Here is an 18970-nt window from a genome sequence, read left to right on the forward strand (position 1 = left end):
GGGCCCGCCCCTCACGTGGCCGTTATCGGCGGGGCGCCTTGGGCAGGCTGAAGCGCGCCGCCAGCTCCACATGCGCCGACCAGCGGAACTGGTCGACCACCTGCACCCAGTCGAGGCGGTAGCCGCCGGCGAGCAGGATCCTGGCGTCGCGGGCGAAGGTCACCGGGTTGCAGGAGACCGCAGCGATCAGCGGCACACCGGATTTCGCCAGCGTGGTCATCTGCGCCTCGGCCCCGGCGCGCGGCGGGTCGATGACCACGGCATCGACATGACGGAACTCGTCCGGCTCCAGCGGGCGGCGGAACAGGTCGCGCGTCTCGGTGGTCACCCGCTTGATGTTGGTGGCATTGCGCCAGCCCTTGTCGAGCGCCTGCATCATCGCGGCATCGCTCTCCACCGCATGCACCTCGGCGCGGCTGGCCAGCGGCAGGGCGAAGGTGCCCGCCCCGGCGAAGAGATCGATCACCTTGCGGGCGTCGCCGATGGCTTCGCTCACCGCCTCGAGCAGCGCGGCCTCGCCCTGCGGCGTGGCCTGCAGGAAGCCGCCGGGCGGCGGGGCGACCCGCGCCTCGCCCATCTGCTGCATCGGCGCCGTGTGCAGCGCCACCACCTCGCCATCCCAGGTCAGGCGGGGGATGCCGTGTTCGGCGGTCACCCGCGCCAGCGCCAGCCGCAGGTCGCTGTCCAGCGGCTTGCCGCCCGTCACCGCCACATCCGGCCCGGCGAGGCTGCGGGTCACCGTCAGCGACAGCTCGGCCGAGCGGGAGCCGCCGGTGATCACCAGGGCCTCAAGGGCCGGGAAGGCGGCCATCAGCTCGGGGTCGAGCAGGATGCAGTTCGGGATCGCCACCAGCACGTCGGAGGCCCGGGCATGGAAGCCGATCAGCGCCCCGCCCTTGGTGCGGCGGCCGGACAGCGTCGCCCGGCGGCGCGAGCGCGGCGGCGAGACATGCATCGGGCGGAAGCTCGCCTCCAGCCCCTGCCCCTGCAGCGCCGAGCGCACGACCTCCTGCTTCCAGCCCTCGACGAAGGGATCGGAGGCATGCTGCAGCAGGCAGCCGCCACAGGTGCGGAAGTGGACGCAGGGAGGGCGGACGCGGTCGGGCGAGGGGGTGAGGATCTTCGGCGCGGCCATGCGGTCGCCGGTCACCTCGCCCTCGACCACCTCGCCGGGCAGCACCTGCGGCACGAAGATCGTGCCGGACGGCCCCTGCGCGATGGCGTCGCCCAGATGGCCCAGTCTCTCGATGGTGACGATCACTCTGCGGCCTCTTCCTCGATCCCGATGAAGCCGCCGGATTGCCGGTTCCAGTAGCGCGCGTAAAGCCCATTCTGCGCCAGAAGCGCGTCATGCGTGCCTTCCTCGACCAGACGGCCCTGATCCAGCACCACGATCCGGTCCATCGCCGCGATGGTCGACAGCCGGTGCGCGATGGCGAGCACGGTCTTGCCCTGCATCACCCGGTCCAAAGCCTCCTGGATCGAGGCTTCGACCTCGGAGTCGAGCGCCGAGGTCGCCTCGTCCAGCACGAGGATCGGCGCGTCCTTGACGAAGGCCCGGGCCAGCGCGATCCGCTGGCGCTGCCCGCCCGACAGCTTCACCCCGCGCTCGCCGAGGAAGGCGCTGTAGCCGCGGCGCCCGGTATGGTCGATCATGCCCTCGATGAACTCATGCGCCTCGGCCGAGCGCGAGGCGTCGAGCATCTCGTCGTCGCTGGCGTCGGGGCGGCCGTAAAGGATGTTGTCGCGGGCGGAGCGGTTGAACATCGCGGTTTCCTGCGTGACCATGCCGATCTGCCGGCGCAGGCTCTCCTGCGTGATGTCGCGCAGGTCCTGCCCGTCGACGAGCACCCTGCCCGTCTCGGGGTCGTAGAGCCTGAGCAGCAGCGAGACGAGCGTCGATTTTCCCGCCCCCGAGGCGCCGACGATGCCCAGCTTCTCGCCCGCCGCGATGGTCAGCCGCAGGTCCTTCACCCCGCCGCGGGTCCGCCCATAGGCGAAGGTCACGTCGTCGAAGGTGATCTCGCCCCGGATGCGCGGCAGGTCGCGCGCGCCTTCGCTGTCGGCCAGCGTATGCGGCACCGAGAGCGTGTTCATCCCGTCCTCGACCTCGCCCACCGAGGTGTAGATCGACATCAGCGTGAAGCTGACCCAGCCCGACATCTGCGCGATCCGCATCGAGATGGCGCCCGCCGCGGCAATCGCCCCCGCCGTCGCCTGCCCCTGCTGCCAGAGCACCAGCGTGCCGCCGATCATCAAGACTGGCAGCGCGCCCGCCAGCGTCATCAGCGACAGGCGGAACCAGGTGGAGATCACCCCGAATTCCAGCGAGCGGTCGCGGAACACCTCCATCGCCTGCAGGGCGACGCGATCCTCGAAGGCGGCATGGGCGAAAAGCTTCACCGTCTTGATGTTGGTGATCGTGTCGACCACCTGCCCCGAGACCATCGCCCGCGCAGAGGCCCGCGCCGCCGAGTTCTGCCGGATGCGCGGCAGGTAGAAGCGGATCAGCAGGATATAGGCGACGAGCCAGACGGCCAGCGCCGCCGCCATCCGCCAGTCGATGGCGACGAGATAGACCACCGAGGCGATCACCGAGGCCAGCGCGAAGGCGACGGTGTTGATCGTCTCGGTCGCGACATCGGTCGCCGCGCGGGCGGCCTGCATCTGCTTCTGGGCGATGCGGCCGGCGAAATCGTTGTCGAAGAAGGTGACGGCCTGCCCCAACGTCCAGCGGTGCAGGCGACTGAGCACCAGCGGCAGCACGTTCGGCCCGACGATGATCGAGTTGGCGGCGGCGGCGATGCCGAACATCAGCGGGCGCAGCAGAAGGTAGAACAGCACGAAGCCGATCAGCAGCGGCATCTCCTCGCGGAAGAAGGCCTCCGGCCCCGCCGCCAGCGCCGCGTCGATCACCCAGCCGATGATCGCCGCCGAGACGACCTCGGTCACGCCGCTGAGCGAGGAGACGAGCGCGGCGAGCCAGAGCATCGGCCAGGAGCCGCGCAGGCACCAGCGCAGGAAGGCGCCCAGCTGCTGCGGCGGCGGCCCCTCGGCGGGGCGGAAGGCGTCGATCAGCCCGCCAAGGCGCAGGAGACTCATTGCGCCGCTTCCTCGATGCCAATGAAGCCGCCGGACTGGCGCGCCCAGAAGCGGGCGTAGAGCCCGCCCTGCGCCAGAAGGTCGGCATGGCTGCCGGTCTCGACGATGCGCCCGTCGTCCAGCACCACGATGCGGTCCATCGCGGCGATGGTCGAGAGCCGGTGGGCAATGGCGATCACGGTCTTTCCTTCCATCACGCCGTAGAGCGTGTCCTGTATCGCCGCCTCCACCTCGGAATCGAGCGCCGAGGTGGCCTCGTCGAGGATGAGGATCGGCGCGTTCTTCAGGATCACCCGGGCGATCCCGACCCTCTGCCGCTGCCCGCCCGACAGCTTCACCCCGCGCTCGCCGACATGGGCGTCGTAGCCCTTGCGGCCCTCGGGGTCTTCCAGCGTCAGGATGAAATCATGCGCCTCGGCCTGTTTCGCCGCGAGGATCATCTCCTCCTCGCTGGCGTCGGGGCGACCGTAGAGGATGTTGTCGCGCACCGAGCGGTGCAGCAGCGAGGAATCCTGCTGAACCATGCCGATCTGCAGCCGGAGACTGTCCTGCGTGACCTGGGTGATGTCCTGCCCGTCGATCAGGATGCGACCGCTTTCGGGGTCGTAGAAGCGCAGCATCAGCTTGACCAGCGTCGATTTCCCGGCGCCGGAGCGGCCGATGATGCCGATCTTCTCGCCCGGGCGGATGGTCAGCGAGATGCGGTCGAGCCCGCCCGAGCCGCGCCCATAATGGTGCGACAGCTCCTGCAGCTCCACCCGGCCCTCGCGGAATTCCAGCGGCTTCGCCGCCTTGGCGTCGACCAGCCCGATCGGCTGGGCAATGGTCTCCATCCCCTCGGCCACCACGCCCAGCGCCTGCACCAGCGAGGTGGTGGCCCACATGATCCAGTAGGTCATGTTGTTCAGCCGCAGCACCAGCGCCGTCGCCGCCGCGACGATTCCCACCGTCGCCTGCCCGTCGAACCAGAGATAGAGCGCCCAGCCGGTGACCGAGACGATGAGGAAGCCGTTCAGCAGCGTCAGCGTCACATCCATCTTGGTGATGATCCGCATCTCCTTCTGGAAGGTGCTGCGGGCATGTTCGATGGCGTCATGGGCATAGCGCAGCTCGCGGTCGTGATGCGCGAAGAGCTTGACCGAATGGATGTTGGTATAGGCGTCCACCACCCGCCCCGTCACGGCAGAGCGCGCATCGGAGGAGGCCTTGGAGGCCGGCCCCGCCCGCTTCAGCGTCCAGCGCACCAGCGCGGCATAGAGCAGGAACCAGACGAGCAGCGGCAGCATCAGCCGCGGGTCGGCGTCGGCCAGCACCAGCGCCGAGCCGATCATCGTCGTGATGGCGAAGGCCACCGCATCGAAGGTCTGGAATACCGCATCCCCGGCGGCGGGCGGGGTCTGCATGATGCGGTTGGCGATGCGCCCGGCGAAATCGCTCTCGAACCAGCCGACCGGCTGGCGCAGCACATGGGTATGCGCCCGCCAGCGGATCAGCGTGCCGAAATTGGGCAGGATGGTGTTATGGAGCAGCGCCACATCCGCCCCGGCGATGATCGGCCGCACCAGCAGGATCGCCACGCCGACGAGGATGATCTCGGTCCCGTGGCTCTGCCAGACCGCCTGCGGCTCGCCCTGCGCCAGAAGGTCGACCATGCGCCCGACATACCAGATCAGCAGCACCTCGATCGAGGCGACCATGACCGACAGGATCCCCGTGACCGCGAAGACGGCGTGGAACGGCCGGACATATTCCCTCAGGAAGGGCCACAGCTTGCGCGGCGGCGTATCCGTCTGGGCCCAGGGCTCATAGGGATCGACGAGATTTTCGAAGAAACGGAACACCGGGGGCCTGCCTTCTGCTCAGACCGTGGATATAGCCGAAATTCGTTAAAAGGAAAACTCTCAGCCCAGAAGCGCCTCGCGCGTCAGGCGGAACCCCGAAGCGATCCAGCGCGCCTCGATCTCGCGCAGCCGCGCGCCCAGCGCCGCACCCTGCAGCGCGGGCATCAGATCCGCCGCCGAGATCGGCAGTTTCGCGGCAGCGCCCTCGGCCAGAGCGGCCTCCCAGCCTTCGGGCAGCGGCGTCTCCAAGAGCGCGGCGCGGGCGAGCAGGATGTCGGTCGCGGCCCCGGCGCCGTGGCGATAGGCCAGCTCCCCCGGCCCCTGCAAGCTGCCGATGCCGTCGCGCAGCAGCGCCAGCCGCGCCGCCTCGGCCCGCGACAGGCGCAGCCGCTCCGCCGCTTCCTCGCCGCCCAGCACGGCCAGCCGCCGCAGCCAGACAGCCGCCCGGCCCGCCTCCAGATGCACCAGAAGCGGCAGCGCCCGGGCCTCGGCTCCGGGCAGCACCTGCGCCAGCACGCCCGCCTGCGCCATCGAGGCCACCGCAGGCGCCGGATCCTCGGCGCCCAGCAGCTTGCGCATCTCGGCGCCGATCCTTTCGCGCGACAGCGTGGCGATGCCCTCCGAAAGCGCGGCGCAGGCGGCGAGGCCTTCGGCATCCAGCCCCTCGGCGGGGTCGCCGTAGATCGCGTGAAAACGGAAGAAGCGCAGGATGCGCAGGTAATCCTCGGCGATCCGCCGTTCCGCATCGCCGACGAAGCGCACCCGCCGCGCCTGAAGGTCCGGCAGGCCGCCCAGCGGGTCGATCACCTCGCCCGAGGGCAGTGCATAGAGCGCGTTCATGGTAAAATCGCGCCGCTTCGCGTCTTCGGTCACATCGCCCGAGAAGGCCACCGTAGCATGCCGCCCGAAGGTCTCCACATCGCGGCGGAAGGTGGTGACCTCATGCGGCACGCCCCCGGCGATCACCGTCACCGTGCCATGCTCCACCCCGGTCGGGATCACCCGGAAGCCTGCCGCCTTGGCGACGCGGGTCACTTCCTCGGGCAGGGCATCGGTCGCCAGATCGAGATCGGCCACCGGCCTCTCCATCAGCGCATTGCGCACGCAACCGCCGACGAAGAGCGCCCGGTATCCGGCGCCGGTCAGCGCGGCGCAGAGACCCTGCGTGCCCTCCTGCGCCAGCCAGTCGCCCGAAAGCCTCATGTCGCCATCCTGTCCGCCAGCCCGCGCAGCATCCGCGCCGTGGCGCCCCAGATGTAATAGGGGCCCCAAGGCACGGTGTAATAGCGCCGCCACTCGCCGCGCCACAGCCGCCGCTCGATCCGGTAGCGCGCCGGGGTCAGCACATGCGCCAAGGGCACGGTGAAGACCTCCTCCACCTCGCGCGGGTCGCAGCGGAAGTCGAGCTCGCCCTGCACCAGCGCCAGCACCGGGACGACGGTATAGCCCGTCACCGTCTCGTGCGGCGGCAGCTGGCCGAGAATCTCCACCCGCGCCGGGTCGAGCCCGACCTCCTCCTCCGCCTCGCGCAGGGCGGCGGCTTCGGGCGAGGCGTCGCCCGCGTCGATCTTGCCGCCGGGAAAGGCGATCTGGCCGGGGTGATGCGCCAGATGCGAGGCGCGTTTGGTCAGGATCAGCTGCGCGCCGCCCGGCCTTTCCCAGACCGGGATCAGCACGGCGGCGGCGCGCAGCTTGCGGCCCTCCGGCAAGGAGATGCCGGGGTTGAGGTCATAATCCGACGAGGCGTCGGTCGCGCGGGTCAGGGCAAGACGAAGGGCGTCAGGCCCCATCGGCCTCTCCCCCGGCAGCCTGGGAGCCAAGCGTCGCGGGATCGAACTCGTAATGCGCGCCGCAGAACTGGCAATCGGCGGTGAGGATGCCCTCTTCCGTGGTCATCTCGGCGATGTCCTCCGGCGGGTAGATCGACAGCGACTGCCGCACCCGTTCCGCCGAGCAGGAGCAGCCGAAACGCAGCGGCTGCGCGTCATAGACCCGCGGCTCCTCCTCGTGGAACAGCCGCAGCAGCAGGTCGGTGGGCTGCACGGTCGGGCCGATCAGCTCCAGCTCCTCGACCGTGTCGAGCAGCAGGTTGGCCCGCGTCCAGTTCTCGCCCTCCTCGCCGTCGAGGATGTCGTGATGCGCAAGCAGCCCGCCATCGCCCGAGCCGCCCTCACCGGGGCCTTCCGCCGTGGCGGCGAAGGGCGAGGCCTTGGGCATGTGCTGCAGCATCACCCCGCCGCCGCGCCAGTGCGACGCCTCGCCCGGCAGCTGCGACCGCCCGAAGCTCAGCTCGAAGCGGGTCGGCAGCTGTTCGGACTGGGCGAAATAGGTCTCGGTGCAGGCCGAAAGCGAGCCGCCGGCGATCGGCGTGATGCCCTGATAGGGCAGGGTGCCCTCGCCCTGATCGATCAGGATGGCGAAATATCCCTCGCCCAGCTGGTCGAAGGGCGGACGCTCGGCATCGAGCTCCTCGGCGTCGAAGCTGGCATAGGCGCGGATCCGCGCCGGCTCGCCGCCATCGGTCGGGCCGTAATAGTCGGTGGCGATCATCTTCACCGCGCCATTGCCGCGGATCTGCAGCGACAGTTTCCAGCGCAGCTTGATGGTCTGGCCGATCAGCGCGGTCAGCAGCGCGGCTTCGGCCACCAGCGCCTCGATCTTGGGCGGGTAGTCGTGTTTCGACAGCACCTCGTCGAGCACGCCGTCCAGACGCACCACGCGGCCGCGGATGTCGGAGCGGTCAAGCTGAAACGGCAGGACGGTGTCGTCCCAGGCGATAATGGATCCGAGAGTCATGGGGTTTCCTTGAGGCACAGGCCTTGGCATACCGCGCCTATATAGTCACGGCAACCTAAGCACCAAGGGGAGCGGCATGATCAGGCGGTATGGCGAGGCGGTCAAGGCGGGTCAGCGCTATCGGCGCAGGCCCGGGGTTTACGCGATCCTGCGGCGCGGCGGCGACATCCTGACCACGTTCCAGGAAGCGCCGACGCCGGAATTCCAGCTGCCCGGCGGCGGCATCGACCCCGGCGAGCACCCGGTGGCGGCGCTGCACCGCGAGGTCTTCGAGGAAACCGGCTGGAAGATGGCGCTGGACCGCCGGGTCGGGGTGTTCCGCCGCTATACCTATATGCCGGACTACGACAAATGGGCGGAGAAGGTCTGCACCGTCTACCTGGCGCGACCGATCCTGCGCCGCGGTCCGCCGACCGAACCGGGCCATACCGCGGTCTGGATGAACGTCATCGAGGCGCTGGACCAGCTGGGCAATGCCGGCGACCGGGCCATGCTGGCCCAGGCGCTGCGTCAGCCCTGGTAGCAGAACAGCACGCCCGACGCGTCGTCGGCCAGATCGGCGCCGCCGGCGTGGTCGTGCAGCTTCCAGACCAGCGCCTCCAGCAGCTCGGCGTCGCCGAGGCCCGCATTGGCCCGCAGGATCCGGGCCAGCCCCTCCTGCCCCAGCTCCGCGCCATCCGGCGCGCGGCAGTCCGTCACCCCGTCTGAGAGCAGCAGCAACCGGTCGCCGGGCGCCAACTGCGCCTCCACCCGGTCATAGATGGCTTGTTCGATAAGCCCGATCGGCAGCCCGCCCGCACCGAGAAACTCCACCGTGCCGTCGCGGCGCAGCACGGCCGGGTACGGATGCCCGGCCTGCACCAGTGCGACCCGGCCGCTGCCCAGGTCGACCTCGGCATAGGCCATGGTGAAATACTGCTCGATCCGCAGTTCCTCCAGCATCATCCGGTTGAAGCGCCGCGCCAGTTCCTCCGGCGGCCAGGCCCCGCCAGCGCCGCTCAACGCCAGGTTCCGCTCCGGCGAGGCGGCCGACAGCAGCCCCGCCAGCCGGGTCGTCATCATCGCCGAGGCGATGCCATGGCCGGAGACATCGACCGAATAGAGCCCGGCCCGGCCCGGCCCGATCTCGAAACAACCGGCCAGATCGCCGCCGACCGGGCCGGCGGGCCGGATCAGCATCGTCGCGGTCGATCCGCCGAAGCAGCGCCGCCGGTCGGGCGTCAGCGCCTGCTGCAGCTTGCGCGCCTCGATCAGATCGCGGTCGAGCGCATCCTGGATCCCGCGCAGCTCGCCCAGCGCGGCGCCGAGCAGGTGGTTCTTCTCCACCAGCTCGGCCTGCATGCCGAGAATCCGCTCCCCCGCCCGCAGCCTGGCGCGCAGCTCGTCCGGGGCGACCGGCTTGCCGAGGAAGTCATCGGCGCCGCAATCCAGCCCGTCCACCACCGCGCCGGCCGCGGAGCGCGAGGTGAGCAGGATGAAATAGGCGTAGCCCTCGCGCGGCAGGGCGCGGAAGGCGCGGCAGAACTCCAGCCCCGACATGCCCGGCATCATCCAGTCGCTGACCACCATGTCGAAACCGGAGCCGCGACACAGGGCCAGCGCCGCCTCGCCGCTCCCCGCCTCGGTGACCCGGTAGCCCCAGCGCTGCAGCAGCACCGACAGCACCCTGCGCTGCGCCCGGCTGTCATCGACCACCAGCACGTGCCGGTCGGTCGGCAGGGCCTCCCGCCGCCGGGGCCTGCGCAACATGCTGGACTGGTCATTCACTTTCGGACCCCTTGGCTGATACGTCCCAGCTTGGGGGCGATTCCCTAAGGATCCGTGAAAGCTAAAATGCCCGGTATTTCCCCGAGGGCGATTACCGAACATTAATCGCTGCCCGGTCAGGATCGTTCTACAGCACAGGGGCGTCGGATGATCGAATGGGCAAGGGTGGAGGAATTGCGCAGCGAGGTGGGGCCGGAGAATTTCCCCGAGGTCGTGGCCTTGTTCCTGGAAGAGACCGACGCGGCGATGGCCGCGCTGAATCCCGACGCCGGGCCCGCCAAGGTCAGGCAGGCGCTGCATTTCCTGAAGGGGGCTGCGCTGAACCTTGGGTTACGCGGCGTGGTCGCCCTGTGCCGCCAGGAGGAGCGTTGCGCGACCTGCGGCAGCCCAATCCCCTTCGACTTCGTGGCGCTGACCGACACCTATCTGCGCTCGCGAGCCGAACTGCTCGCCGGCCTGCCCGACGAGATCCCCGGTCAGATCAGGAACTCGGCCAGCGCCTCGTCGCCGGTGATATCGCGATAGGCAAAACCCGCCGCATCCAGCGCGGTGACCAGCCGGGGGAAGTTCTCCGCATGTTTCGTCTCGATGCCGATCAGCACCGAGCCGAAGTTGCGCGCGGATTTCTTCAGGTATTCGAAGCGGGCGATGTCATCATCCGGCCCCAGCATCATCAGGAACTCGCGCAGCGCGCCCGGCCGCTGCGGCATGCGCAGGATGAAATACTTCTTCAACCCGGCGAAACGCTGCGCTCGCTCCTTCACCTCCGGCAGCCGCTCGAAGTCGAAATTGCCGCCCGAGGTGACGCAGACCACCGTCTTGCCGGCGATTTCCTCTGCCAGCCCCGGCAGCACGTCGACCGACAGCGCGCCGGCCGGCTCCAGCACGATGCCTTCGATGTTCAGCATCTCCAGCATCGTGCCGCAGATCCGGTCTTCGGGCGCCAGCAGCACCTGCGCGGGCGACACCCAGTCGAGCATGGCGAAGGTGCGGCTGCCCAGCTTGGCCACCGCTGCCCCGTCGACGAAGCTGTTGACCTGCGGCAGCGCCACCGGCTGCCCGGCCTTCAACGCCGCCGTCAGGCTGGCCCCGCCGAGCGGCTCGACGAAACGAAATGCGGTTTCAGGCGCCACGTCGCGCAGATAGCCGGTCACGCCGGAGGCCAGACCGCCGCCACCCACCGGCAGGATCACCAGATCCGGCGCCTGCCCCAGCTGCTCGAGGATCTCGACGGCGACGCTGGCCTGCCCCTCGATCACGTCGGCATCGTCGAAGGGCGACAGGAAATGCGCGCCCTGCGCCGTGCAATAGGCCTGCGCCGCCGCCAGCGTCTGGTCGAAATAGTCGCCGGTCAGCACGATCTCGACCGCCTCGCCGCCGAAGGTGCGGGTCTTGTCGATCTTCTGCTGCGGCGTCGTCACCGGCATGAAGATCACCCCCTGAACCCCGAAATGCCGGCAGGCATAGGCGACGCCCTGCGCATGGTTGCCCGCCGAAGCGCAGACGAACTGCCGCTGCCCCGGCTGGATCTCGCGCATCTTGCGCATCGCGTTGAAGGCGCCGCGCAGCTTGTAGCTGCGCACGGGCGTCAGATCCTCGCGCTTCAACCAGATCTCGGCGCCGTAGCGCGCCGACAGGTGGTCGTTGCGCTGCAGCGGCGTTTCGGGGAACAGGTCGCGCAGGGCGAGGGTGGCGGCACGGGCGGCATCGGTGAACTGGGTCATGGCGCGAGACTACAGCGCGGCCGCGCCGGACGCCACCGGCCCTTGTTCCCTTCGGGAAACTTCACTAGACCGGCCTGCAAAGTTTCCCGAGATGGAGCCTGCCGCATGTCCGCGCCCAAGAAAGTCGTCCTCGCCTATTCCGGCGGGCTTGATACCTCGATCATCCTGAAATGGCTGCAGACGGAATACGGCTGCGAGGTCGTCACCTTCACCGCCGACCTCGGCCAGGGCGAAGAGCTGGAGCCGGCGCGCGAGAAGGCGGTGATGCTGGGGATCAACCCGGACAACATCTTCATCGAGGATGTGCGCGAGGAATTCGTGCGCGACTTCGTCTTCCCGATGTTCCGCGCCAACGCGCTGTACGAGGGGCTCTACCTGCTCGGCACCTCGATCGCCCGCCCGCTGATCGCCAAGCGGCTGGTCGAGATCGCCGAGATGACCGGGGCCGACGCGGTGGCTCACGGTGCGACGGGCAAGGGCAACGATCAGGTGCGCTTCGAGCTGACAGCCTATGCGCTGAACCCGGCGATCAAGGTGATCGCGCCCTGGCGGGAGTGGGATCTGAGCTCGCGGACCAAGCTCTTGGAGTTTGCCGAGCAGAACCAGATCCCGATCGCCAAGAACAAGCGCGGCGAGGCGCCGTTCTCAGTGGACGCCAACCTGCTGCATACCTCGTCCGAAGGCCGCGTGCTGGAGAACCCGGGCGAGGAAGCGCCGGATTACGTCTACCAGCGCACCGTCTCGCCGGAAGAGGCGCCGAACGAGCCGGAGATGGTGGAGATCACCTTCGAGAAGGGCGACGCCGTGGCGATCAATGGCGAAGCGATGTCGCCGGCCACGATCCTGACCAAGCTGAACGAGCTGGGCGGCAAGCATGGCGTGGGGCGGCTCGATCTGGTGGAGAACCGTTTCGTCGGGATGAAGTCGCGCGGGATCTACGAGACCCCCGGCGGGACGATCCTGCTGGAGGCCCATCGCGGGATCGAGCAGATCACGCTGGATTCCGGCGCCGGCCACCTGAAGGACAGCATCATGCCGCGCTATGCCGAGCTGATCTACAACGGCTTCTGGTATTCGCCGGAGCGGGAGATGCTGCAGGCTCTGATCGACAAGTCGCAGGAACATGTCACCGGCACCGTGCGGGTGAAGCTTTACAAGGGCTTCGCGCGGACTGTGGCGCGGTGGTCGGAGCATTCGCTGTATTCCGAAGCCCACGTTACCTTCGAGGATGATGCGGGCGCCTATGACCAGAAAGATGCGGCGGGCTTCATCCGGCTGAACGCGCTGCGGCTGAAGCTGATCGCGACGCGGAACGCCCGGTTCAAGGGCTGATTTTCACGCGTGAAAATCTGTCTAACCGGTTGAAATATAAGCGTAAACGGGAAACTGTTTACGCTTTATCCATATTTGCGGAACCCCTTTGACCGGCGGCTGGTTTGTTTCCCTGACAATGGACACAGGAGACGGACATGAGCCTCAAGAAAGTGCTGGGAGTGATGCTGGCCTCGCGCATGGCGGGCCGGGGCGGGTCGCGCGGCGGGCTGGGGACGGCGGCGATGCTGGGTGGCGGGCTGGGCAAGAAGGCGGGACTGGCCTCGATGGCCTATCTCGCTTACCGGGCCTATCAGGACCATCAGGCGCGCGGCGCCGGCAATCAGGCGACGGGCCAGACCACTACCCCGGCATCGGCGCAGGGCGGCATCGGCGGCATGATCGGCAGCGTGATGGAGAGCCTGACCGGGTCGCAGGGCCAGCCGCAGCCAGCGGCGCCCGAGACCCGGACCGAGGGCGTGAGCGAGGACCGCATCACCGACGCCAAGGCGCTGCTGCTGTTGCAGGCGATGGTCGCCGCGGCCTGGGCCGACAATGCGATTTCCACCGAGGAACGGGCGCGGATCGTCGGCCAGCTCGATGCCGCCGGGGCCGATGACGCCGACCGCCGGCTGGTGGAGCGCGAGTTCACCCAGCCGCAGCCCTTGGATCAGTTGCTGCTGCAGGTCCGCGACCGCGAGACGGCGGAGCAGTTCTACCTGGCGTCGCGGGCCGCGGTCGATCCGAACACGCCGGAAAACAAGGCCTATCTCGACGCGCTGCGCGCCCGGCTGAGCCTGTCGGACAGCGAGGTGCAGGAGGTCGAGGCGCTCACGCGCGGAGCCTGACCGCCCAGAGCCGTTCGTAATGCGGCAAAGCCTGCTCGACCAGCCGGGCATAATCCGGCGGCAGGTCGGGCAGCGGGCCTTCCGGGTCTTCGAACCCGGTGGAGCGATGCACCGCGCCATACCAGTGCGAGGCCCAGATGCCGTCTGAGGCGTGCCCTCCGGCGGGCCAGTGCAGCATGGCTTCGGTGAAGGGGATGCCCAGCGCGGTGCAGAGGGCGGTGAGCGCGGTTTTCGGGTTGGCGCGGATGTCGGCGGAATCGATCACCACGGGGGGCTTGCCCTGCCAGCCCGCCACCTCGTCGAAGAGATCGGCCTGCTGGGTGAAGCCGATGTCGGCCAGCGTCGGGCCCTCGCGCTTTTTCGCGTAGGAGGCGACGACGCGGGCGGGGTGGCGGATCAGGAAGACGTTCTGGCAGCTGCGCATGAAGCCGCGGTCGATGCCGGGCAGCATGTGGAGCGTCATGTGCTTCTGGTAGAACAGCGGCTGGCCGTCGGGCGCCGGGGCGGCGCAGGCGGCGGCGACCTTCGCAGGATCGGCCTCATGCGCGGCGATGATCTCGTCGCGCATCGGGTGGTCGATGCCGGTCCGGCTCAGGTAGGCGGCATAGAAGGGCTCGTCCCAGACGGCGCAATCGCCGCGGGCGGCGAAGGCATACATCATCGCGGTGGAGAGATTGCGCGGCCCGGACCACATGGCGATGTTCATGCGCGCACCAGATCCTTGTAGAGCGCGCGCAGGCGCTCGGTCATCGGGCCCATCTGGCCGGTGCCGATGGTGCGGCCGTCGATCGTGCTGACCGGGGTCTGGGCGCCGAAGGTGCCGGTGAGAAAGGCCTCGTCCGCCGAGTAGGTGTCGACGAGGGAGAAGTTGCGCTCGAACACCGGGATGGCATTGGCGCGGCAGAGGTCGATGACCTTCTGCCGGGTGATGCCGTTCATGCAGTAGTCGCCGGTGCTGGTCCAGACGGCGCCTTTTTTCACGACGAAGAAGTTGCAGGCGTTGGTGGTGTTCACGAAGCCATGCACGTCGAGCATCAGCGCCTCGTCCGCGCCGGCCTTTTCGGCGGCGATGCAGGCGAGGATGCAGTTCAGCTTGGAATGCGAGTTGAGCTTGGGGTCCTGCGTCATCGGCAGGCCGCGCATATGCGGCACGGTGGCGAGGCGGATCGGACGCGGGATCTTGGGCTTCGAATGCTCCATGATGATGGTCATGGTCGGCCCCTGACGCGAGAGCGAGGGGTGCTGGAAGGGCCGGGTTTTCACGCCGCGGGTCACCATCAGCCGGGCGTGGGCGTCGGTGGTCATGGCGTTGGCGGCTTGGGTCTCGTGGATCGCGGCGATGACCTCGGCAGGGCTCAGACGGATGTCGAGGTCGATGGCCTTCGCCGCCTCGAACAGCCGCTCGATATGTTCGTCGAGGAAGGCCCAGCGACCGTCGTAGAGGCGGATGCCCTCCCAGACGCCGTCGCCCAGCATGAAGCCGGAATCGTAGACCGAGACCAGCGCCTGCGCCTTGGGCACGACGCGGCCGTTCAGCCAGATCAGGATCTCTTCGTTGCGGGCGTCTTCCTCGGCCTGATGGGTGGTGACGTGATCGGTCATGCGGGGCTCCTTTCGGGGCAGGCTAGACCGGGGTTCGGGAAAGGAAAAGCGATCACCGATGCGTGTTTCACGTGGCGGTGAGTGGACGCTGCTTCTTCGGGCGCCCATCGTCTGCGCGCAGGAGGAACGCATCATGATGAAACTGGCCTTGGCACTGGTGATGACGGCGGGCGCGGCAGAGGCGGCGACGGAGAAGGCCTATGTGGCCGGGGGCTGCTTCTGGTGCGTCGAAGCGGATTTCGAGAAGGTGAAGGGGGTGAGCGAGGTCGTGTCGGGCTATACCGGCGGGACCACGGAGAACCCGACCTACAAGCAGGTGAGCAACGGCGGGACCGGGCATTACGAGGCGGTGGAGATCACCTTCGACAATGCGCAGGTCAGCTACGAGCAGATCCTGATGCTGTTCTTCCGGTCGGTGAACCCGACGGATGCCGGAGGCCAGTTCTGCGACCGGGGCGACAGCTACCGGACAGCGATCTTCGCCGACGGGCCGGAGCAGCGGGCGGTGGCCGAGCGGGTGAAGGGGCAGGCGGCGCAGCTGCTGGGCAAGACGGTGGTGACGCCGATCCTGCCGGCGGGGCGGTTCTGGCCGGCCGAGGAGTACCATCAGGATTACTACAAGGGCACGAACATCGTGCTGACGCGGTTCGGACCGCGGCAGCAGGCGACCGCCTACAAGCTGTATCGCGACGCCTGCGGCCGGGATCAGCGGGTGCAGGAGCTGTGGGGGCCCGAGGCGCCGTTCATCGGTCACTGAGGAAGGCGGTCACCTCCTCGGCGGTGGGCATGGCCTGCGAGGCGCCGGGGCGGGTGACCTGGATCGCGGCGGCGGCGGAGGCACGGCGCATGGCCTCCTCGCGGCCGAGGCCGGCGTCGAGCGCGGCGGCCAGCGTGCCGATGAAGCAGTCGCCGGCGCCGGTGGTGTCGACCGGCTCCACCTTGAAGGGGGGCGTGACCAAGGGTTCGGCGCCGGGGGAGAGCCATTCGGCGCCCTTGGCGCCCTTGGTCACGATCATCTCGACCTGCGGCAGGGAGCCGAGCCCGGCGCGGAGCTGTGCGGCCTCGCCCTCGTTCATCACCAGAAGGCTGACGTGGGGCAGCACCGCCTGCACCGCCTGAAGGTCGAAGGGCGCGGCGGAGTAGATCACCCGCAGGCCCTTTTCGGCCGCGAGCCGCGCGGCCTCGACCTGGGCCGAGGTTTCGTTCTGCATCAGCAGGCTGTCGCCCGGCCCGGCTTCGGCGAGGGCGGAGGCGACATCGGCCCCGGTCACGCAGCGGTTGGCGCCCGGGTAGAGCACGATGACATTCTCGGCCCCGGCATCGACATAGATGATGGCATGGCCGGTGGGTTCTTCGCCCTTGGCGATATGGGTCACGTCGACGCCGAAATCGGCCATGGCGGCGCGGGCCCAATGGCCTTCGGGGCCGATGGCGCCGATATGCAGGATGCGCGCCCCGGCGCGGGCGGCGGCGACCGACTGGTTGGCGCCCTTGCCGCCGAGCCCCATGCCATACGAATGGGCGCCCAGCGTCTCGCCCGGTTCGGGCAGATGGGGGACGCGGTAGACATGGTCGATGTTGATCGATCCGAGATTCAGCAGCATCAGCCCACCTTGCAGGCGGCCATCACCGCCATGTTGAGAATGTCGTTCACGGTCGAGTTCACCGAACAGATCTGGATCGGTTTGGTGACGCCGGTCAAGATGGGACCGATGACGGTGGCCCCGGCCATTTCCTGCATCAGCTTCACCGAGATCGAGGCGGAGTGCCGGGCGGGGACGATCAGGATGTTGGCCGGGCCGGTGAGGCGGCAGAACGGGTATTGCGCCATCGCCGCCGGGTTCAGCGCAACATCGACGGTCATCTCGCCCTCATACTCGAAATCCACCTTCCGGCCGTCGAGCACCTTCGAGGCCTCGCCCATCTTCGCCGCCCGTTCCGAGACCGGATAGCCGAAGGTCGAGAAGGACACGAAGGCGACCCGCGGCTCCAGCCCGAGATTGCGGGCGACGCGGGCGGATTTGATGGCGATATCGGCGAGATCCTCGGCCTCGGGCCATTCATGCACCAGCGTGTCGGCCAGAAGCACGATGCGGCCCTTGTGCAGGAGCGCCGTGACGCCGACGGCGCCGTCGGAGGCCTTGGCGTCGAAGACATGGTTGATCAGCTGCAGGATATAGGCCGACTTGCGGGTGGCGCCGGTCACCAGACCGTCGCCATGGCCATGCGCCAGCATCAGCGCCGAGAAGACGTGGCGGTCGCGGGTGGCGAGACGGTTGATGTCATGCGCGTCGAAGCCGCCGCGCTGCAGGCGGTTGTAGAGGAAGGTCTTGTAGGTCTCGGTGTGGCGGGAGTTGGCGGCGTTCACCACCTCCAGCTCGCGCACCGCGTCGGAAAGGCCCGCGGCTTCGAGCTTCTCGCGCACATCGGCCTCGCGGCCCACCACCAGCGCCTTGCCGAGCCCGGCGCGCTGATAGGCGACGGCGGCGCGCAGCACGCGGGGGTCGTCGCCCTCGGCAAAGATCATCCGGGCCTGCGCCGCCTTGGCGCGGGCGTGGATGCCCTGCAGGATGCTCGCCGTCGGGTCCATGCGCGATTTCAGCGCCAGCTCGTAGGCGTGCAGGTCGATGATCGGGCGGCGGGCGACGCCGGTATCCATCCCGGCCTTGGCGACCGCAGGCGGGATCACGTAGATCAGCCGGGGATCGAACGGCGTCGGGATGATGTAGTCGCGCCCGAAGCTGAGCTTGCGGCCATAGGCCATCGCCACCTCGTCGGGCACATCCTCGCGCGCGAGGGCGGCGAGCGCCCTGGCGCAGGCGATCTTCATCTCGTCATTGATGGCGCGGGCATGGATGTCGAGCGCACCGCGGAAGAGATAGGGGAAGCCGAGGACGTTGTTCACCTGATTGGGATAGTCGGAGCGGCCAGTGGCCACGATGGCGTCGGGGCGGACGGCGTGGGCCTCTTCGGGCGTGATCTCGGGGTCGGGGTTGGCCATGGCGAAGATCACCGGGTTCTCGGCCATGGAGGCGACCATCTCGGGCGTGACGGCGCCCTTGGCGGAGACGCCGAGGAAGACATCGGCGCCCTGCATCGCCTCTTCCAGCGTCCGCAGGTCGGTGCGGGCGGCATGGGCCGATTTCCACTGGTTCATGCCCTCGGTGCGGCCCTGCCAGATCACGCCCTTGGTGTCGCACATCAGGCAGTTGTCATGCCGGGCGCCCATGGTCTTCAGCAGTTCCAGACAGGCGATGCCCGCCGCCCCTGCCCCATTGAGCACGATGCGGCAATCCTCGATCCGCTTGCCCGACAGCTCCAGCGCGTTGATCAGCCCGGCGGCGCAGATCACCGCCGTGCCGTGCTGGTCGTCGTGGAACACCGGGATGTCCATGATCTCCTTCAGGCGCTGCTCGATGATGAAGCATTCGGGCGCCTTGATGTCCTCGAGGTTGATGCCGCCGAAGGTCGGGCCCATCAGCCGCACAGCCGCGATGATCTCGTCGGGGTCCTCGGTGTCGAGCTCGATGTCGATGGCGTTCACGTCGGCGAAGCGCTTGAACAGCACCGCCTTGCCCTCCATCACCGGCTTGGAGGCCAGCGCGCCGAGATTGCCCATGCCGAGGATCGCCGTGCCGTTGGAGATCACCGCCACCATGTTGCCCTTGACGGTATAGTCGTAGGCGGTCTCGGGATTGTCGGCGATGGCCTGCACCGGGACCGCGACACCGGGGGAATAGGCGAGGCTCAGGTCGCGCTGCGTCGCCATCGGCGTCGAGGCGACCACCTCGTATTTCCCGGGTTTGGGATCGAGATGATAGGCAAGCGCCTCTTCCGGGGTGATCTTCATCTTGGTCATCAGGGGGCCATCCTTGTGCAAGCCCCCCGTCATAGCCCCCTGCCTGCCCTGCCACAACGGATAGCTGGGACGCAGGATTTGCGGCTTTTCCCCGGGGGGCCGGTTTTGTAGGGTCTGGGC

At 68.5% G+C, this 18970-nt stretch carries 17 protein-coding genes; 5 read left to right on the top strand and 12 right to left on the bottom strand.

Translation table 11 applies throughout. The annotated features are described in order from the left end of the window. Positions 1–22: 22 nt before the first annotated feature. The 6 genes from C5F48_RS00525 to hslO are packed head-to-tail and all read right to left on the bottom strand — an operon-like array spanning position 23 to position 7739. Positions 23–1261, bottom strand: coding sequence for a class I SAM-dependent RNA methyltransferase (locus C5F48_RS00525; protein ID WP_107661952.1), 1239 nt, complete (start codon positions 1259–1261; stop codon positions 23–25). After that, complete coding sequence (locus C5F48_RS00530) at positions 1258–3102, bottom strand: ABC transporter ATP-binding protein (protein ID WP_107661953.1); 1845 nt, start codon at positions 3100–3102, stop codon at positions 1258–1260. Before C5F48_RS00530 ends, C5F48_RS00525 begins: the two co-directional genes overlap by 4 nt. After that, positions 3099–4943 carry an ABC transporter ATP-binding protein gene (locus tag C5F48_RS00535; RefSeq protein WP_107661954.1) on the bottom strand — a complete coding sequence of 615 codons (1845 nt, stop codon included), beginning with the start codon at positions 4941–4943 and terminating at the stop codon, positions 3099–3101. The genes C5F48_RS00530 and C5F48_RS00535 overlap by 4 nt, the downstream gene beginning before the upstream one ends. A 60-nt stretch (positions 4944–5003) precedes the next feature. Next, the gene (locus C5F48_RS00540; protein ID WP_107661955.1) at positions 5004–6146 is read right to left on the bottom strand and encodes a CCA tRNA nucleotidyltransferase; all 1143 of its coding nucleotides are present in this window, start codon (positions 6144–6146) and stop codon (positions 5004–5006) included. Beyond that, positions 6143–6733, bottom strand: a complete 591-nt coding sequence (locus C5F48_RS00545; RefSeq protein ID WP_107661956.1) for a CoA pyrophosphatase — start codon at positions 6731–6733, stop codon at positions 6143–6145. Before C5F48_RS00545 ends, C5F48_RS00540 begins: the two co-directional genes overlap by 4 nt. After that, a complete protein-coding gene (gene hslO, locus C5F48_RS00550; protein WP_107661957.1) occupies positions 6723–7739 on the bottom strand; it encodes an Hsp33 family molecular chaperone HslO in 1017 nt (338 codons plus the stop codon). The genes C5F48_RS00545 and hslO overlap by 11 nt, the downstream gene beginning before the upstream one ends. A gap of 76 nt (positions 7740–7815) precedes the next feature. On the opposite strand from hslO, the gene C5F48_RS00555 reads away from it, so the two are divergent. Further along, complete coding sequence (locus tag C5F48_RS00555; protein WP_107661958.1) at positions 7816–8262, top strand: NUDIX hydrolase; 447 nt, start codon at positions 7816–7818, stop codon at positions 8260–8262. Here the strand turns inward: C5F48_RS00555 and C5F48_RS00560 are convergent. Beyond that, positions 8250–9488, bottom strand: coding sequence for a PP2C family protein-serine/threonine phosphatase (locus C5F48_RS00560; RefSeq protein ID WP_107661959.1), 1239 nt, complete (start codon positions 9486–9488; stop codon positions 8250–8252). The two genes, C5F48_RS00555 and C5F48_RS00560, sit on opposite strands and share 13 nt — an antisense overlap. A 165-nt stretch (positions 9489–9653) precedes the next feature. On the opposite strand from C5F48_RS00560, the gene C5F48_RS00565 reads away from it, so the two are divergent. Continuing rightward, the gene (locus C5F48_RS00565; RefSeq protein WP_107661960.1) at positions 9654–10031 is read left to right on the top strand and encodes an Hpt domain-containing protein; all 378 of its coding nucleotides are present in this window, start codon (positions 9654–9656) and stop codon (positions 10029–10031) included. On the opposite strand, the gene ilvA is transcribed toward C5F48_RS00565, so the two are convergent. Continuing rightward, a complete protein-coding gene (ilvA, locus tag C5F48_RS00570) occupies positions 9983–11230 on the bottom strand; it encodes a threonine ammonia-lyase IlvA (RefSeq protein WP_107661961.1) in 1248 nt (415 codons plus the stop codon). The genes C5F48_RS00565 and ilvA overlap by 49 nt on opposite strands. A gap of 105 nt (positions 11231–11335) precedes the next feature. On the opposite strand from ilvA, the gene C5F48_RS00575 reads away from it, so the two are divergent. Continuing rightward, positions 11336–12562: an argininosuccinate synthase gene (locus C5F48_RS00575; protein WP_107661962.1), complete on the top strand. Its 1227-nt coding sequence runs from the start codon at positions 11336–11338 to the stop codon at positions 12560–12562. A gap of 137 nt (positions 12563–12699) precedes the next feature. Next, the gene (locus C5F48_RS00580) at positions 12700–13389 is read left to right on the top strand and encodes a tellurite resistance TerB family protein (RefSeq protein WP_107661963.1); all 690 of its coding nucleotides are present in this window, start codon (positions 12700–12702) and stop codon (positions 13387–13389) included. Here C5F48_RS00580 and C5F48_RS00585 read toward each other — a convergent pair. Together C5F48_RS00585 and C5F48_RS00590 are read right to left on the bottom strand one after the other, a co-directional pair. Further along, on the bottom strand, positions 13373–14095 hold the full coding sequence (locus C5F48_RS00585) for a sulfotransferase-like domain-containing protein (protein WP_107661964.1): 723 nt from the start codon (positions 14093–14095) through the stop codon (positions 13373–13375). The two genes, C5F48_RS00580 and C5F48_RS00585, sit on opposite strands and share 17 nt — an antisense overlap. Then, the gene (locus tag C5F48_RS00590) at positions 14092–14991 is read right to left on the bottom strand and encodes a D-amino acid aminotransferase (protein WP_107661965.1); all 900 of its coding nucleotides are present in this window, start codon (positions 14989–14991) and stop codon (positions 14092–14094) included. The genes C5F48_RS00585 and C5F48_RS00590 overlap by 4 nt, the downstream gene beginning before the upstream one ends. A gap of 133 nt (positions 14992–15124) precedes the next feature. Between C5F48_RS00590 and msrA the strand changes: the two genes are divergently transcribed. Continuing rightward, positions 15125–15748 carry a peptide-methionine (S)-S-oxide reductase MsrA gene (msrA, locus tag C5F48_RS00595; protein WP_107661966.1) on the top strand — a complete coding sequence of 208 codons (624 nt, stop codon included), beginning with the start codon at positions 15125–15127 and terminating at the stop codon, positions 15746–15748. On the opposite strand, the gene C5F48_RS00600 is transcribed toward msrA, so the two are convergent. Both C5F48_RS00600 and C5F48_RS00605 read right to left on the bottom strand, forming a co-directional pair. Further along, positions 15735–16595, bottom strand: a complete 861-nt coding sequence (locus C5F48_RS00600) for a ribokinase (RefSeq protein ID WP_107661967.1) — start codon at positions 16593–16595, stop codon at positions 15735–15737. The genes msrA and C5F48_RS00600 overlap by 14 nt on opposite strands. Then, on the bottom strand, positions 16595–18850 hold the full coding sequence (locus C5F48_RS00605) for an NADP-dependent malic enzyme (protein ID WP_107661968.1): 2256 nt from the start codon (positions 18848–18850) through the stop codon (positions 16595–16597). The genes C5F48_RS00600 and C5F48_RS00605 overlap by 1 nt, the downstream gene beginning before the upstream one ends. Positions 18851–18970: the final 120 nt, after the last annotated feature.

The sequence above is a fragment of the Cereibacter changlensis JA139 genome (genome assembly GCF_003034985.1).
Classification (GTDB): Bacteria; Pseudomonadota; Alphaproteobacteria; order Rhodobacterales; family Rhodobacteraceae; genus Cereibacter; species Cereibacter changlensis.